Here is a 15503-nt window from a genome sequence, read left to right as displayed (position 1 = left end):
TGACGGTCGCCCCAGGTTCTCACGCTGGTCGGAGGCGGTAGTCTCCGGACCGCCGGTGTCAGGACCAGGCGATCTCGCCATGGCGGTCGATGAAGCGTCCGGTGCCGGCGCCGGGCTCTTCGGTGGCGAGGGCGACGATCGCGTCCGTGCCCTCGGTGAGGGTCTGGGAGCCGCTGTGACCGTTTATGTCGGTCGCGGTGTAGCCGGGGTCGGCGGCGTTGACGCGAATGCCCTTGAGCCCCTTGGCGTACTGCGTGGTCAACATCGTCAGCGCCGCCTTCGAGGAGGCGTACAGCGGCATGACGACGTGCGACTCGGACCGGCCGGGGTCGTGGGTGAAGGCGAGGGAGCCCATGCCGCTGCTGACGTTGATGATCACGGGGTCGTCCGAACGGCGCAGCAGCGGCAGGAACGCGGTGGTGGTGCGGACCACGCCGATGACGTTGACGTCGAGGACGGCGCGGGCATCCGCGGCGGTGAGGTCGCCGGGATCACCGAAGGGACCCTGGACCCCCGCGTTGTTGATCAGGACATCGACCCTGCCCTCGTGCTCGGCGACGTCCGCGGCGGCGGCGGCCACAGACGCGTCGTCGGTCACGTCGACGGGGACGAAGCGTGCGCCCAGCGCGGCGGCGACTTCCTCACCCCGCTCACGGTCGCGGGCTCCCAGGAGAACGGTGTGACCGCACGCGATGAGGCGGCGGGCGGTCTCGCGGCCGATGCCCTTGTTGGCTCCGGTGATGAAAGTGATCGTCATGCCTTCGATGGTTGCCTGGACGAGGGAGCCGGACCAGGGACGCTTCGACGGTGGGAAGACCAGTACCACCCTCGCGCCCCCGCGTGTGATCGGGGATGCAGGAGGATGAAGAGCATGACGACGACACCCCCCGGGGCCGGGCTGGGCGCCGCGATCCGCACGTGGCGGAACCGGCTTCCCCCGTCAGCCGCCGGGCTGCCGGTCGTCCGCAAGCGTCGGGCCGTCGGGCTGCGGCGCGAGGAACTGGCCGACCTGGCCGGAGTGTCGGTCGACTACGTCGTGCGCCTGGAGCAGGGGCGGGCCACGACACCCTCGGCGTCGGTGGTGGCGTCCCTGGCACGCGCCCTCCAGTTGTCCACCGCCGAGCGGGACCACCTCTACCGGCTGGCCCAGATCGTCCCGCCGGCGGACGGCACGATCAGCGATCATCTCCCGCCCGGTATGCAACGAGTGCTCGTCCGCCTCGGAGACGTACCGGTGGCCGTGTTCGCGGCGGACTGGCAACTGGTGTGGTGGAACCACGGGTGGGCCGTCCTGCTGGGCGACCCCTTGGCCTCGCCGCCGCGGATGCGCAACTTCGCCCGCGACAGGTTCCCGGTGGGCGCCGATCACACCCCCCTCGCGCTGTGGCCGGTCACCGATACGGACCCCGACACCACCGACGCCGCCCTCGTCTCCGACCTGCGCCGCGCCACCGGCCGCTTCCCCCGGGACAGTCGCCTGGCCGCGCTGGTGCGCGACCTGAACGCAGGCAACGAGCGGTTCGCCGAGCTGTGGGCGAAGGGAGAGGTGACCTCGAACCGCGAGGTCCGCAAGACGGTCGATCACCCGTCGGTGGGCCCGGTCACGGTGGACTGCGATGTCCTGACCGACGGCGACACCGAGCTCAAGATCGTCATCATGACCGCCGCGCCGGGCAGCGAGGACGAGACCAAACTCCAGCTCAGCACCGTCGTCGGCCCACCGGCCAGCACGCGCAACTGATCCGCCCCGCGCGTCGGCCGGCCGGCGGCTCACGGTCCCCTGTCAATCGCTTCGCGTCGTGGGGAACCTTTCAAGCGGCCAACTCCACGGAAGGGGTCGGCAGTGGGGCACGGCACGACGAGACGCCCTTGGCCAATCGCCGGACCCGTCGAACACGGCCTGAACCTCGTCGCATCGCCGGTGCGCACCACTACATCGGGTGCACTCAGTAGCCGGCCTCCCGGCCGCGGTGCGGTCCGGGCTCCTGCGGGCGGTGCGCCTGCTGGTCGTCCTCGCGCACCGAGTGCACTTCGTCGGCACCGTCCCGGTCGGCGAAGCGGCCCATGGTGGCGCGGGCCCGGTCGGCCGCCGCGGTGAAGACGTCCCGGAGGTGGCGCAGCCGCTTGGCCGTGGGATCGAGGGCTTCCACGTCGGTACGGGACTCCCGCAGGGCCCGCAGCGCCGTCATGTCGACCGCCTCCTGCCGGCCGGCCTCCGGCTCCGGGTCGCCGTGCCCGGGGCGGCGGCCGAGGGCGCGAGCAGCTGCTCGGGCATCGCCGCCTGCTGGTGCGCGACGACGTCGTCCTCCCGGCCCCGCACGCCGGCGTCGGTGATGGTGCGCAGCTTCTCCCGCACCGCCGCGCCGGCGAGGACAGCCCGGTCGTAGCTCAGCGGGAGGCGGGGGATCTCCCACTCCCCCGCTGTCTGGTCCGGGGTCCGGGGCGCAGCCGGCGCGCTGGGATCGGCCGGGGGCTGCCGGTCCGGGTCAGGCGCGGGGGTCGGTGGGCGGCGCCGGGCAGGGAGGTCGGACAGCGCCCACCGTGCGGTGTAGAGGCGGTAGCCGGTCTCCAGGCCGCGCACGGTCTTCGGCTCGCTGATGTCCAGGCAGTGGGTGGAGATGGCAGCGGCCACGATCTGGTCGTCCAGGCCGGGGTCGCGGCGTCGGCCGCGCAGAACAAGGGCGAGGTGGCGGCGGGCTTCGGCGAGCAGGTGCCGGCGGTGGAACCGGCCGCCGTCGTTCATCACGAACACCGTCGCGGTGACGTCGACGGCCGCCAGGGCGACGTCGACCACGGCGGCGACCCGGGACCGGATCTCCGCAGCCGCAGCACGGGCGTACTCGAGTGGGGAGGTGATGACGTCGACGGCCACCCCGGAGGTGAGGATCGCGCTCACCTTCCACCACACGCGCAGCTGCGCGAGCAGCCGGGCCTTCTGCTTCGGCGGGCGCGTCATCTTCGCGGCGACCCCGTTCAGCTTGGCGCGGGCCCGCTCGGAGACCACGGGCAGGAAGTTGGGCTCGCCGTCGTCGTCGACGGCGGTGACGTACTCACGCTCCAGCTCTGCCAGGCAGGCGGCGATCTGGTCGCTGCGCCGGGATGTCCAGCGGATCAGCCCGTGCGGCACCCCGGCAATCTCCATCACCGGCCGGCGCCCCGGCGTGACGGTGCGCGGCTCGGTCGCCAGCCCCAGCACCTCGCAGACCTCCGCGGCCACGATCTCGTTGTAGAGCGCGGACGCGGCGACGGTGTTCTCGTGCAGCGCCAGGGTGTGGATCGAGCCCCACTTCCCGTCCAAGCGCTGCCCCTTCACGGACAGAAGCAGATGCTCATGGAGCAAGGGCATCCCCGACCGTGCCTCGTAGTGGCGGAATCGGGCGGCGACCAGACCGCCGGGCGGCCGTACCCGGTAGATGCCGTTCTTGCCGTACCGGATCACCGCCACCTCGTCCTCGATCCACTCCAGTACCCGCTCGATCGCACGCTCGTGCGCGGCCTCGATCACCCGCCGGGTCTTGTCATCCCCCAGCGCCCACTACGACTTCCCGGCCGAGCACTGGATCCACCTGCGGACCACCAATCCGATCGAGTCGACCTTCGCCACCATCCGCCTGCGGACCAAGGTCACCAAAGGAGCGGGCAGCCGGGCTGCCGCCCTCGCGATGGTCTTCAAGCTGGTCGAGTCCGCCCAGAACCGGTGGCGCGCAGTCAACGCACCCCACCTCGTTGCCCTGGTCCGGGCCGGCGCCCGCTTCGAACGCGGCCGGCTCGTCGAACGCCCGGAAACCCTCGCAGCATGACGAGCCTCGACTGATCCACGGGACCTGTCCGACAATTGCCCCTGCCGGACTCCCTCAACAGACAGGCGAGCAATCGTGGGCGAATCGCACCCGCTCCTGACGTTCTTCATGGCCGCCGCCGACGGTTGCTTCCCGCCTGCCGACGGCCGGGTGACGATGTTACCGCCCCTGCCTGGGGGACTTGAGTGCTCGGTCGCCTTCACCGGCCACGCTGTCGTCGCCACCGCCCTGACCAGCCAGGCCGTATACGCCCAAGGACCGGATGGCTTCGGTGCGTCGCTCTCGCCGGACTTCCTGCGTCACCTGGCCGGCTCGAAGGGCTGGATCGACGTCACCGACGCGACACTCACGGCCCGCGGCACGGGCGGCCCGCCGCGCCTGGCAGAGCTGTCCGGTGCGGATGACCATCCACGCGTCCGCCATGCCCGGGAGCTGCGGAAGAACGTCAAGGTCTACGGTGACGAACGCGGCCTCATCACCCTGGCCGACGGTCTCGCCGGGCGGCGCGAACTGAGTATCGAACTCCACAACGTCCAGGACAGCAGCCAAGGACACGGACGGTCACTCCTCACCGACGCCCTTTCCCTTGTTCCGGAAACCGAACCGGTCTTCGCCGCCGTATCCCCCGGCAATGCCCGCTCCCTACGCGCCTTCCTCGCCTGCGGGTTCACACCCATAAGCAGCGAGGTCCTGCTGCGTCCCGAGCGGGAATAGCCAGACGCATGCCATGAACAGGACCCCAGACCGCTCGCCTTCGCCAACGATCCACAAGTATTGATGCGATGAAGGGGCGAAGCCCCGCCCTCCGCGGGTGGCCTGGGTAGACGCCAGTCACCCACTACGTGACGGCGAAGGAGCCCCAGGTGAGCGAGTACGACGGACACCAGTACGTCGGTGTCGACCTGCACCGCAGGCGGTCCGTGATCGTGCGTCAGACCGACGACGGTGTCCAACTGAGCGCAGTACGCATCCTCAACGATCCCGTGGCACTCGGTCTGCAGATCGAGAAGGCCGGGCCCGATCCCGACGTGGTCCTGGAGGCCACCTACGGCTGGTACTGGGCAGCCGATGTCCTGCAGGCCGCCGGGGCACGGGTCCATCTGGCCCACCCACTGGGCGTGAAAGGCTTCGCGTACCGGCGCGTGAAGAACGACATCCGCGACGCTGCGGACTTGGCAGACCTGCTGCCGATGGGGCGGCTGCCGGAAGCCTGGATCGCGCCACCGCAGGTTCGTGAGCTGCGCGAACTGGTTCGCTACCGGGCCAAGCTGGTCGCACTGCGGTCCGGGCTGAAGTCCCAGGTGCATGCCGTGCTGGCCAAGGCCGGCGTACTGATCCCGGCATCCGACCTGTTCGGCATCGACGGCCGAGCCCGACTGGAGCAGACCGCGCTGGCCGGCCCGTATGCCCAGCGCGTCGCGTCGTTACTCAAGCTGATCGACGGACTCGATGCTGAGGAAGCCCTGTTCAACGGTCGCATCGCGGAGCGGCTTCGTGACCACACGGGCTATCGGGCCATCCAGCAGCTGCCCGGCATCGGCACCACCCTTGCGGCCGTGCTTGTGGCTGAGATCGGCGACGTGCACCGGTTCGCCTCCGCCGACCGGCTGTGCTCGTGGGCGGGGCTGACCCCGCGGCACTACGAGTCCGACACCGTCGTCCGCCGCGGGTACGTCACCAAACAGGGCAGCAAGCTGGTGCGCTGGGCCGTGGTAGAAGCGATCCAGCGCAAGACCACCCCCAAGACCACCGAGGACCGGCCCGGATCGAGGCCCGCCGCGGCAGGAACATCGCCAAGATCGCCGCGGCACGCAAGCTGCTCACACTGGTCTACGACGGGCTGTGCGACGGACAGATCCGCGCCCTGGCCCACCAGGCAGCGTGAGCACCTCGGACGCGGCAGGCGCGCGGTCGGGCAATTGTCTGACCCCCTGCACGGCGTGGTCGCGGTTTTGATCGACCCCGCCTGTCGCACGTCGCACCGCTCCATGCGGCCCCGCGCCACGAAGGAATGACCGGCAGCCGAGCACGGCCCTGCCGTCACCCCATCAAGGGCTGGAGAACAACGACCCCCACGACCGCACATCCGGCGAGCAGCCCCATCCCACCCGCCGTCACCATTCCACCGACGGCGAGCCGATCAACGCTGCCCAGAACCACCGACAACCATCGGAAACCCCTGCTTGACACACTCCGCCCCTTCACGGATGACAATTACTCTGTTCGTCAAGCGCGTCCCCCCTGACGGACACCGAGTTGCGGCCGGGGAACGCGCGATCGACGGCGAACCTCTTCGGACTGCCGATGTTCTACCAGTACGGGGTGGGCTCAGCGGGGTTCGGGGCCTGGCGGAGCTGGCTGTGCACGTCATGCCCACCAACTGGGTACTCGGGAACGAGTACGAGGGCTTTCCACTGATGTACAACTGGCGCATCCTGCCCGACTCGCCTCCCGAAGGCTTCGCCGACGAGTGCGGGGGCATCGACGGTGCGGTCGCGCACTGGGAGGGCTCATCGGCCGTGCGCGAGCGTCTGGAGGCCATCGGCCGGTCTTCGTCCAGCCTGGTGCTCTTCCTGGAACACGCCCCGCAGGCACTCGCCGACTGGCTGCACGGCCACCGGACCCGGCTGTCCGGCGCTGTTGGCCTGCGCGTGCTCGCGCTGACCGATCCGGCGGTGTTGCACGAGCGGCACTGGGTTCTGCGCGTGCGGGCTGCCCCCGAAGCCGCTGCGGAGGTCGCCGAAGCCCTGGCCAGGCGTTCCGACACCAGCTGGATCAGTCTGTGTTCGGTAACGGGGGGGACAGAGATCGTCGCGTCAGCCTGCGGTGACGGTGTCGAGTCGCCGCTCTTCGAGGCGCTGCCGCGTACCCGGCACATCCTCGATGTGCGGGCGCACGAGGTGCTGCCCGTCTTCTATGGCGGTGCCGGTCAGCCGTTCACCAAGCAGGGGCCGCTCACGGAGACCCAGGCAACCCGACTTGCGCGACACGTTCCTCCCGCGGTCGGACCGCCGCCGAAGGTGGATGGGACCAGCCGCCGCATGCTCGAGGTGCTGCGAGCCGACGGACGAGCGCCGATCGACGAACTGACGGCCGCCACGACCGCATCGGCGAGCACTGTCCGCCGTCGGCTGCACGAGTTGCGGGCCGGCGGCGTCCTGCACTTCGACGTCGATGTCGACCTCGCCGTCTTCGACGTGCCGGTGCGCACCATGCTGTGGCTCACCATCGGGATCGACGAACTCCCCGCCGCGGGCACCGCGCTCGCCGCCAGACCCGAGGTGGCGTTCGCAGCCGGGGTCACCGGGACCAGCAACCTGTTCGCGAGCGTCTCGACACGGGACACATCCGCGCTGTGGCAATTCCTGACGTCAGTCCTGGGGCGGCTGCCCGGCGTGCGGGACGTCGAGACGGTGACGGCCTTGTGCCCGGTCAAGGGCGCCGTCGCCTTCTTCCCCCGTTCGCCGACGCGCGCATCGCGGCGTACGCAGCCCCGAGCCGGGTCACCGCGCGGACCCGCCGCACGGTGACCCGGTGCTTCAGCCGGCCGAGTCGGACAGCGGGTGGCACGCGACGAACTCGCTGACGACGCGAGCCATCAACACGGGTCCTCCAGCGGCATGGCGTGGGTGGAGGCGGCTCTGGCCCGGTGGGGCGTGCCGAGCCGGTCGCCCCCGCCTCCGACGACGAGCAGAGACGGCGCCCGAACGGCGTTCATCTGCGGCGCACCGAACTCCCACGCGGCGAATGCGGCCGATTCCCGGGTGAAGAAGTAACGGCTGCATTCGACGGCATCGGCGAGCCCCTGCTCTCCGAGCCGGTCCGCGAACAGGCGGCGCACGCCCGGCCCGCACACTCCGGTGAGAAAGGCGTAGAACGCCGCTTCCCATGCACCGGTCGTGGCCGCGGCGATCGCGGTCGCCGTTGCCGGACTCGCGGGCTCGTCGTCCGCCCGGGGCAGCGCGGGCTCCAGGAGGATCAGCGAGACGACCAGGTCCGGGCGGGCGTAGGCCAGGTGCAGTGCGATGTCGGCCCCGGCGGAGTGGCCCACCAAGTGGGCGCGCGGCAGCCCCAACTCCGCCAGAACCTCTGCGCAGTGGGCGGCCTGCGCGGGCACTCCAGCGCCGCTCGTGCGCTCCTCGCTGCGGCCGTAGCCGACACGGTGGATGACGATGCGTCGGAAATTTGTCATCTCGCGCGCCATGGGCGTGAGCCAGTCGGCGCACAGCGAACCGTGCAAGAACACCACGGGTTCGCCCTCGGCGACGTCGTCGAAGACGATGGAGGCATCAGGTAGTTCGAGTCTCATCGCGCGACCTGCCTCAAGCGCGGGCCGGGGCGCACAGCCCGTCGATGAAGCCGCTCACCTCGGTGAAGAACCTCACCGGCTGCTCCAGTTCGATGAGCTCGCCCGCGTCCTCGAAGACGGTCAGCCTCGCGCCCGGGATGCCGTGCATGAGCTCCTCCGACAGCGGAAGCGGCGTGCAGAAGTTGTGCTCGCCGCACAGCACCAGTGTCGGCTGGGTGATCTCGCCGAGCCGTGAGAACGTATCGTGTGCCGCGATCATGTCGATCCGCGCCAGGCCGATCCGCCGGTCGTCGGGGTGGGCTGGGAGCGCGGCTGCGCGGTCGATCCACTCCACGACGGCCTCAGGGTGCTCACGGGTGTACCGCGGGCCGAACAGGAACAGCGAGTAGGCGGACAGCAGTTCGTGCCTGTCCCACTCGGCGGCGAGCCTGTGCCGCACCTCGAACTCACGCCTGGTGAAGGCGTCAAAGCGTGCAAACGTGGAACTCAACGTCAGCGAGCGCACAAGCCGCGGATGTTCCAGCGCCATGTACTGCGCGATGGCGCCGCCCGTCGACGCACCAACGACATGGACCGGGCCGACGCCGAGTTCCTCGACGAGCGAAGCCGTGTCGGCCGCGAGCTGCAGAGTGGTGTAGCCGTCGAGAGCCCGGGTTGAACGCCCCGGGCCCCGCTGATCCGGCAGAATCACGTGGTACTTCTCGGTGAAGCGGGCGATCTGTGTCCCCCAGCTCGCGCCCACCCCACCCAGACCGGAGACAAGCAGGACCGGCGGGGCCTCCGGGTCCCCGTGGGTCTCGTAGTGAGAGAAATACCTTGCAGGTTCAGGGTGCTCATGCTGCTGTCCCTCGCGACTCGCGTGCTGTTCCTTCGACACGAGGCAAGCACTGGTCCACCGGTATGCCACCCTTGGACCGTCAGTTTGAGCGACATCCGACAGCTACTTGCCATCGACGGGCGAAAATCGACACACCCTCCGCCGACCGGCGAAGCTGGCGTCGCTCGATCTCGCCCATGCCCTGTACTGCCGTACGCCTGTGGTGGAGCACGACTGCGCCGCCTTCCGCCTCGGTCTGCTCCAACTCACCTGCAACATCGACTGCTTGAGCCGACCCAAAACCTCATGCCGGCATTCGTCCACGGGAACGGGGTCGAGCCCGTTTCATATCCGCGCGGTGTGCGGAGGGCCGTTCGGATGGTCGCCTTCATCGCGGCTGATGTGCTTGATGGCGGCGCGCCGTTCGCCCGCGATGCGTTCGGCCTCGTCGTGCTCGGCGGGCAGGACGAGGGCGCGGGCCGGTTCGGTGAGGATGCCGGCGCCGTGCCGGACGACGCCGAGGTCCCGCACACGGCGGCTGGGCCATACGTCGGCCACCTGGACTGTCCCGGCCTGGCGCACGGCGAGGGACACGGCCCCGGGTTCCTGGATCAGGTGTTCCTGGGAAAAGCTCTCCCGTCTGGCTGGGCCGGGCTGTAGCCCTCGAAGCCCAGCCCGACGTGGCGGATGGCCTGGCGGCTCATCCGGAGGTCTCGGAACGCGTGCGAAGCAGTACGGGACCTGTCTTTCCGTACGCCTCAGTCAGTCGCGTGGGCGGGAGGCGGCGGGCTCGCCCGCAGGCTGTACTTCCTCGGTTGCAGCCCAGGTGGCAAGGAGTTGCAGGGCGTCGTGGTCGGGGGTGCCGGGGGCGGCGCTGCAGGCGGTGAGGGTCAGCCCGGGCTGCGCGGGCAGTTCCATGGCCTCGAAGTCAAGGGTGAGTGTACCGACGGCTGGATGGTGGAAGGATTTGCGGCCGGTGTGGTGCAGGCGCACGTTGTGTTTGGCCCAGGCGGTGCGGAATTCCTCACTGCGGGTGACGAGTTCGCCGATGAGTCCAGTCAGTTCGGCGTCGTGCGGGGCGCGTCCGGCTTCGGTGCGCAGCAGGGCGACGGTGGTGTTGACGGACTCCTCCCAGTGAGGGAAGAAGTCGCGGCCTTGCGGCAGGAGGAACTGCGAGCGGGCGATGTTGACCGTCCGGGCGGTGGGGTCGGGGAACAGGGGGCGTAGAGGGCGCGGCCGAGAGCGTTGGTGGCCAGGATGTCCAGGCGGCCGTTGCGGATGAAGGCCGGTGAGTCGGTCATGGAGCGCAGGACCCGCAGGACGCTGTCCGGGAGCGGGCCGCGGGGCCGCCTGGTGCGGCGGGTGAGGCGTTTGACGTCGTCGGTCTCCCGCAGGGCGTCTGACATGTCGTCCGAGCGTTTCACGATCTGCCGCGTGATCTGCAGTTTCTCCTTCGCCAAGGTGGGGGCGGCTTCACCGTCACCTTTCGCACCCTGACGGCAGAGCACCGATCGACCCGCCGGCACCTCGCCCACGGGCTGATAACGCGCGCCTTCCGGTTCCTTCATTTTCGGATGAGGTCAAGTCGGGATTTTCTCCTCGGATTGTTCGAGAACCAACCGGGAACCAACCGAGCAATCGACCACCGGCACAGGGTGGTACTGCTGGTCCTATCTACGCGTCTGGCGGTGGTCGCCTCTGGAAGCGGATCATCATTCGTGGGAGGCGACCCCGCCGAAGGTCGCCGACCACGGCCGTCCGGGCCCTGGGTCCAGCATGGGCAGGGCACACCACCCGACCGGCAGGCCACCCGACCTCGTCTCGCACCGGAGAAGTGATGGCTGACACCGCGAGATCCGCACGAATCACGGCCAGCTGGGCGGGGGTTTTGCCGGGGCCGCCGCGGTATTGCTGCTGCACACTGTCGGAACACGCTCGGGCGCCGGCCGAGTGCATCCGGTGATGTACCTGGCCGATCATGACCGCTATCTGCTCTTCGCATCAAAGGCCGGCTCCGACCGTAATCCGGACCCGTACTACAACCTGCTCGCGTATCCCGAGGTCCGCATCGAGGTGGGCGACGACGTGGTCGCCGTACGGGCCCTGGAGTTGAGTGGCGCCGAGCGCGACGCCGCGTTCACGGAGCAGGCCCGCCGTCATCCCGGTTTCGCCGGATACCAGCGCAAGACGCATCGGGTGATCTCTGCCGTCACGCTCATCTCCACGGGTGGTGAGGGCGGCCCAGCACCCGCCGACCGCACAGAACGGACATCGTCGTGAGCATGGCCTACCTCGCGCAGCCTGATCAGCAGCAGAAGCTCGAATGGCTCGACGGCGGTCAGTTCGCCGTGCTCCTGGACAGCTCGGCCACCGACGGACAGCTGACCGTCGGACGGTTCAGCGTCGCCAAGGGGGAGGCGCCTCCGTACCACGTGCACACCCGTGAGGACGAGATCTTCATGCTGATCAAGGGCACCGCGCTGCTGTGGTCGGACGACCAGGAGATGGAACTGTCGGAGGGCGGCATCGTCTACCTGCCCAAGAACGTCCCCCACGGCTACCGGATCACCTCCGACACCGCAGACCTGCTGATGATCTGCACCCCCGGCGGCATCGAAGGCATGTTCCGGCACGCCGGGCGCGACATATCGACCGCACGGCCCGAGGGGTTCGAGATAACCGAAGACCGGATGGCCGAGGCCGCCGACATGTACGGCCAGATCATCCTCGGCCCGCCGCGCTGAGTGCCGGCCCACCCACCGCTGCACCCATCCCGAACGAACCGCACGAAAGGCACAGCCATGTCCGGGCAGCAACGCCGCGACCTCGACGAGATGCTTCGGCATGCTCCGCTCGACGTCGGAGGCGACGTGGCCGAAGCACGCGCCGTCTTCCACGAGATGATGACCTCGATTCCACTGCCTCCCGATGTCACGACCACCCCCGGGCAGCTCGGCGGCATCCCCGTCGTCACCGTCGACACTCCCGGAAGCGATCCGGCCGACGTGCTGCTGTACTTCCACGGCGGCGCGTATGCCATCGGCTCGGCGTCTGACGCGGCGGGTCTGGCCGCCGATGTGTCCCGGCGCTGCGGCGCCCGTGCCGTCTGCATCGACTACCGGCTGGCTCCCGAGAACCCGTTTCCCGCGGCCGTCGACGACGCCGTGGCCGCGTACGGCGCGCTGCTCGACCAGGGCATCCCCAGCGACCGGATCGCCTTTGTCGGTGAGTCCGCGGGCGGCGGTCTGACCGTCGCGACGCTGGTCGCCCTCAGGGACGCGGGCCTGCCGCGGCCCTCGTCCGCCACGGTGTTCTCGCCCTGGGCCGACCTCACGGTGTCCGGCGCCAGCGCGACCGGCAAGGCCCACCTCGACCCCGCACTGACCCCGCAGGCCCTGCGCACCCGCGCCCGCGACTACCTCGGCCGGACGGCCGGCACCGAGCCACTGGCCAGTCCTGTCTTCGCCGACCTGACGGGCCTGCCACCGCTGCTCGTTCAGGTGGGCTCGCACGAGATCCTGCTGGACGACGCCGTAAGACTGGCCGCCCGCGCCGCCGACCACGACGTTCATGTCGAACTCCAGGTCTGGCCCCAAGTCCCGCACGTCTTCCAGGCGTTCGCCGTGATGCTCGACGAGGCGGGCGAGGCACTGCAGTCCGCCGCCGCCTTCGTCCGGGCCCACTGGGCCACCGCCAAGAGCCCCACCGAGGCCGCGCCGGTCGCCTCGCTCCAGTCGTGACCGCGACCGTCTTCCGCGCTCCGGAAAGGCCTGGAAAGGAACCATTATGGTCGATGTGCATGTGGCGCCCTTCGAGACCGAGGTCCGCACCCGCGCGGGAGATCTCGTCCGCGCCGATGTCTACCTCCCCGCCGACAGCGAGGGGCCGTTCCCGGTCGTTCTCGGCGCCTCCCCGTACCAGAAGGCGCTGCGCCATCTGCCGGCGCACCCGGTGTTCCCGTTCATCGAGTACGGGCCCATCCAGCTCTACCTCGACAACGGCTACGCCTACGTCGTCATGGACGTACCCGGAACCGGCCGCTCCGAGGGCACCTGGGACCCGGTCTCGCGGGGCGAGGGCGAGGCCATCCACGACATGATCGAGCACGTCGCCGCCGAGCCGTGGTCGACCGGTGCGATCGGCATGATCGGCATGTCCCACTACTGCTGGAGCCAGTGGAACGCCGCACGCACCCGCCCGCCGCATCTGAGGACGATCGTCGCCTACGACGGCGCCACCGACATGTACCGCGACTGGATGTACCACGGGGGCATCCCGATCCAGGGCTTCCTGAGCACCTGGCTGTTCGGCTCGGTGCTGGTCCAGCACGAGATCGAGGGCATTGACTTCCGCGTCGGCGGCAAGCAGGACTTCGTCTACGACATCCTCTCCCACCCCCTGGACGACGAGTGGCATCGTCGGCGCTCGCCGTTCTGGGAGTTGCCGCAGATCGACATTCCCGTGTTCTCGATCGGCGTGTGGGGGAAGGCGGCGCTGCACCTGCGTGGCAACTTCTACGGTTTCGAGCGCGTACGGGGGCCCAAGAAGCTGCTGGTCACGCATCCTGGCAGCTTCGCCGCCGCGCAGAGGTACTACTTCGACGAGGACTTCCACCGCACCGAGTTGCTGCCCTGGTACGACCATCACCTCAAGGGCGCCGACAACGGTGTGATGGAAAAGCCCGACGTCCGCTTCTACGTCAACGGCGCGGACGCCTACCAGTCGGCGCCCTCCTGGCCGCCACCGGACGTGCGCACCAGTACCTTCTACCTCGCCGAGGAGCACAGCGGCGCCGTCGTCTCCCTCAACGACGGAACGCTCAGCGAGGCCAAGCCGGTGGCGGACGAGGCGTCCACCTCCTGGTGCTACCCGGATCCCGAGTGGATGGCCGGCGTCACCGTCTTCGACAGACACGGCGTCCCCGACCACGTCGCGCGGGTCAACACCTTCACCACCGCTCCCATGGACAAGGACCGCGAGTTCACCGGCCATGCCACGCTGACGCTGCACGCCTCCTCGGACCAGACCGACATGGACGTCTTCGTCAAGCTCTCCCTCGTCTCCGGTGACTCCGGCGCGGGGCTGCCGATCAAGGTCAGCCAGGGCTGGCTGCGTGCCTCCCACCGCGCCGAGGACCCCGAACTCACCAGTGACATGCGTCCGTTCCACCTGCACAACGGCGAGGATCCGCTGGAGCCCGGCAAGGTCTATGAACTCCACGTCGAACTGCTGCCCCTGTCGTTCCTGGCCTGCGAGGGCGACCGCATCCGCCTGGAGATCACGAACCAGGACTCGCTGATCACCGACGCGCCCATGACCCACTTCTACGGCCAGAAGGCCGGTACCGACACCTATCACCACGACCGGCTGCGCCCCTCGGCGCTGCATCTGCACGAGCGCCCGCGCCCCTGATGGTTTTGCCCAGATGTGGGAAAGGAGGACTGCTGCCGGCGGGGCACCTGAACGATGATGACCGCATGGCCATGACCAACAACTTCGGCATCGCCCTGCGAGGCTGGCGGGAGCGCTTTTCGCCCTTGGCGGGCGGGCTGGAATCAGACGCCGACCGGCGCATTCCCGGTCTGCGCCGCGAGGAACTCGCCCGCCTGGCCGGCCTGTCGGTCGACTACGTGGTGCGGCTCGAACAGGGCCGCGCCCGCAACCCCTCCGCCCAGGTCGTCACCGCCCTGGCCAGAGCCCTGCACCTGGGCACCTCCGAGCGTGACCACCTGTTCCGCTGCGCCCATCTCGCGCCGCCATCCAACGGCGACGTCTCACTGCACGTGCCGTCGAGCGTCCACCGGCTCATCCGGCAAATGGGCGGCGCGCCGGTCGCGGTCTACGCCGCCGACTGGACGCTTGTCAGCTGGAACCGGATGTGGACCGCCGCCATCGGTGACCCCCGTACCTACAGCTGGAACCAGGGAAATCTCGTCGCCGGCATGTTCCGCTCCAGCGACGGTCACCGAGTCGATTCCATCGCCGCCTGGCCAGTACGGTCCTGGGCCGGCGACGAGGACGAGGAGGAGGCCCTCGTCGCCGATCTGCGGGTCACGGCAGCGGCGTACCCCGACGACGCCCGCCTCGCCTCCCTCGTCGACCGGCTGCTCCGCACCAGCCCCCGCTTCGCCCACCTGTGGTCCAACGGCACCGCCGGCCTCCACACCGGCGACCGCAAGACAATCGAACATCCCAAGGTGGGCGACCTGACCCTCGACCTCGACGTCCTCATGGTCCCCGGCTCAGATCTCCGTATCGTCGCCTACACGGCCGTCGCCGAAACCGACGACGCCGAGAAGCTGGACGCTCTACGCGCGGACTCTCACCAGTAGTTCATCGAACTCGTCGGTAGGTGGGGATGAAGACAGGTCCACCCGTCGCAGGACGGTGGCGGGGCAACTGCCCTTCGGGCTGGGGCGGAGGATGACCGCTCGTCGCCGGTCCGCCGTCACACCAGGCGACACCCACCCCAACGGCCCCATGAGGCCAGGCCTGATGCTCGATCAGATGCCAACCCCTGCACAAACTCCCAAGTGCGAAGCGCGGATCTCCGCGCACAACGACGCATCGTTGGTAC

15 protein-coding genes and 3 pseudogenes are annotated in these 15503 nt (G+C 69.5%); 11 read left to right on the top strand and 7 right to left on the bottom strand.

Going from position 1 to position 15503, the window contains the following annotated elements; translation table 11 throughout:
• Positions 1 to 58 precede the first annotated feature (58 nt).
• Positions 59 to 757 (bottom strand): SDR family NAD(P)-dependent oxidoreductase, encoded by a 699-nt coding sequence (locus AC4OXY_RS45585; RefSeq protein ID WP_491992713.1) that lies wholly within the window; start codon positions 755 to 757, stop codon positions 59 to 61.
• A gap of 105 nt (positions 758 to 862) precedes the next feature.
• On the opposite strand from AC4OXY_RS45585, the gene AC4OXY_RS45580 reads away from it, so the two are divergent.
• Complete coding sequence (locus AC4OXY_RS45580) at positions 863 to 1741, top strand: helix-turn-helix transcriptional regulator (protein ID WP_491992712.1); 879 nt, start codon at positions 863 to 865, stop codon at positions 1739 to 1741.
• Positions 1742 to 1946: 205 nt separating this feature from the next.
• On the opposite strand, the gene AC4OXY_RS45575 is transcribed toward AC4OXY_RS45580, so the two are convergent.
• Positions 1947 to 2189 (bottom strand): hypothetical protein, encoded by a 243-nt coding sequence (locus AC4OXY_RS45575; RefSeq protein WP_491992711.1) that lies wholly within the window; start codon positions 2187 to 2189, stop codon positions 1947 to 1949.
• Positions 2186 to 3505 (bottom strand): MobF family relaxase, encoded by a 1320-nt coding sequence (gene mobF, locus AC4OXY_RS45570; protein WP_491992710.1) that lies wholly within the window; start codon positions 3503 to 3505, stop codon positions 2186 to 2188. The genes AC4OXY_RS45575 and mobF overlap by 4 nt, the downstream gene beginning before the upstream one ends.
• A gap of 31 nt (positions 3506 to 3536) precedes the next feature.
• On the opposite strand from mobF, the pseudogene AC4OXY_RS45565 reads away from it, so the two are divergent.
• From AC4OXY_RS45565 to AC4OXY_RS45545, 5 genes and pseudogenes are all read left to right on the top strand, one after another.
• A pseudogene (locus tag AC4OXY_RS45565) lies at positions 3537 to 3800 on the top strand (IS256 family transposase); the annotation flags it as partial.
• Positions 3801 to 3875: 75 nt separating this feature from the next.
• On the top strand, positions 3876 to 4514 hold the full coding sequence (locus AC4OXY_RS45560) for a hypothetical protein (RefSeq protein ID WP_491992709.1): 639 nt from the start codon (positions 3876 to 3878) through the stop codon (positions 4512 to 4514).
• A 149-nt stretch (positions 4515 to 4663) separates the two neighbouring features.
• On the top strand, positions 4664 to 5815 hold the full coding sequence (locus AC4OXY_RS45555; protein ID WP_491992708.1) for an IS110 family RNA-guided transposase: 1152 nt from the start codon (positions 4664 to 4666) through the stop codon (positions 5813 to 5815).
• Positions 5816 to 6019: 204 nt separating this feature from the next.
• A pseudogene (locus tag AC4OXY_RS45550) lies at positions 6020 to 6421 on the top strand (protein kinase family protein); the annotation flags it as partial.
• 30 nt (positions 6422 to 6451) lie between these two features.
• Entirely contained in the window at positions 6452 to 7330 is an 879-nt protein-coding gene (locus tag AC4OXY_RS45545; RefSeq protein ID WP_491994744.1) for an Lrp/AsnC family transcriptional regulator, read from the top strand.
• A gap of 68 nt (positions 7331 to 7398) precedes the next feature.
• Here AC4OXY_RS45545 and AC4OXY_RS45540 read toward each other — a convergent pair whose 3' ends face one another.
• The 4 genes and pseudogenes from AC4OXY_RS45540 to AC4OXY_RS45525 all read right to left on the bottom strand — a co-directional run.
• Positions 7399 to 8109: an alpha/beta fold hydrolase gene (locus AC4OXY_RS45540; protein ID WP_491992707.1), complete on the bottom strand. Its 711-nt coding sequence runs from the start codon at positions 8107 to 8109 to the stop codon at positions 7399 to 7401.
• A 13-nt stretch (positions 8110 to 8122) separates the two neighbouring features.
• Complete coding sequence (locus tag AC4OXY_RS45535) at positions 8123 to 8986, bottom strand: alpha/beta fold hydrolase (RefSeq protein ID WP_491992706.1); 864 nt, start codon at positions 8984 to 8986, stop codon at positions 8123 to 8125.
• Between the two features lie 285 nt (positions 8987 to 9271).
• Positions 9272 to 9520, bottom strand: coding sequence for a hypothetical protein (locus AC4OXY_RS45530; protein ID WP_491992705.1), 249 nt, complete (start codon positions 9518 to 9520; stop codon positions 9272 to 9274).
• 168 nt (positions 9521 to 9688) lie between these two features.
• Positions 9689 to 10299, bottom strand: a pseudogene (locus AC4OXY_RS45525) (MmyB family transcriptional regulator); the annotation flags it as partial.
• Between the two features lie 481 nt (positions 10300 to 10780).
• Between AC4OXY_RS45525 and AC4OXY_RS45520 the strand changes: the two are divergent.
• The 5 genes from AC4OXY_RS45520 to AC4OXY_RS45500 all read left to right on the top strand — a co-directional run bounded on the left by AC4OXY_RS45520 (position 10781) and on the right by AC4OXY_RS45500 (position 15258).
• Positions 10781 to 11206: a nitroreductase/quinone reductase family protein gene (locus AC4OXY_RS45520; protein ID WP_362823156.1), complete on the top strand. Its 426-nt coding sequence runs from the start codon at positions 10781 to 10783 to the stop codon at positions 11204 to 11206.
• 2 nt (positions 11207 to 11208) lie between these two features.
• The gene (locus tag AC4OXY_RS45515) at positions 11209 to 11670 is read left to right on the top strand and encodes a cupin domain-containing protein (RefSeq protein ID WP_491992704.1); all 462 of its coding nucleotides are present in this window, start codon (positions 11209 to 11211) and stop codon (positions 11668 to 11670) included.
• Between the two features lie 57 nt (positions 11671 to 11727).
• A complete protein-coding gene (locus tag AC4OXY_RS45510) occupies positions 11728 to 12666 on the top strand; it encodes an alpha/beta hydrolase (RefSeq protein WP_376295913.1) in 939 nt (312 codons plus the stop codon).
• Between the two features lie 46 nt (positions 12667 to 12712).
• Positions 12713 to 14338, top strand: coding sequence for a CocE/NonD family hydrolase (locus AC4OXY_RS45505; protein ID WP_491992703.1), 1626 nt, complete (start codon positions 12713 to 12715; stop codon positions 14336 to 14338).
• 65 nt (positions 14339 to 14403) lie between these two features.
• Positions 14404 to 15258, top strand: a complete 855-nt coding sequence (locus AC4OXY_RS45500; protein ID WP_491992702.1) for a helix-turn-helix transcriptional regulator — start codon at positions 14404 to 14406, stop codon at positions 15256 to 15258.
• Positions 15259 to 15503 lie beyond the last annotated feature (245 nt).

It is taken from the genome of Streptomyces sp. HUAS MG56, assembly GCF_058673395.1.
Note: the sequence above shows the minus strand (reverse complement) of the source record. Positions and strands in the feature narration are given on the sequence as shown.

What these genes read in the sequence shown, in the direction of transcription:
- AC4OXY_RS45585 (WP_491992713.1), bottom strand. Translation starts at nt 757, where the DNA reads ATGACGATCACTTTCATCACCGGAGCCAACAAGGGCATCGGCCGCGAG.
- AC4OXY_RS45580 (WP_491992712.1), top strand. Translation starts at nt 863, where the DNA reads ATGAAGAGCATGACGACGACACCCCCCGGGGCCGGGCTGGGCGCCGCG.
- AC4OXY_RS45575 (WP_491992711.1), bottom strand. Translation starts at nt 2,189, where the DNA reads ATGACGGCGCTGCGGGCCCTGCGGGAGTCCCGTACCGACGTGGAAGCC.
- AC4OXY_RS45540 (WP_491992707.1), bottom strand. Translation starts at nt 8,109, where the DNA reads ATGAGACTCGAACTACCTGATGCCTCCATCGTCTTCGACGACGTCGCC.
- AC4OXY_RS45515 (WP_491992704.1), top strand. Translation starts at nt 11,209, where the DNA reads ATGGCCTACCTCGCGCAGCCTGATCAGCAGCAGAAGCTCGAATGGCTC.
- AC4OXY_RS45510 (WP_376295913.1), top strand. Translation starts at nt 11,728, where the DNA reads ATGTCCGGGCAGCAACGCCGCGACCTCGACGAGATGCTTCGGCATGCT.
- AC4OXY_RS45505 (WP_491992703.1), top strand. Translation starts at nt 12,713, where the DNA reads ATGGTCGATGTGCATGTGGCGCCCTTCGAGACCGAGGTCCGCACCCGC.
- AC4OXY_RS45500 (WP_491992702.1), top strand. Translation starts at nt 14,404, where the DNA reads ATGGCCATGACCAACAACTTCGGCATCGCCCTGCGAGGCTGGCGGGAG.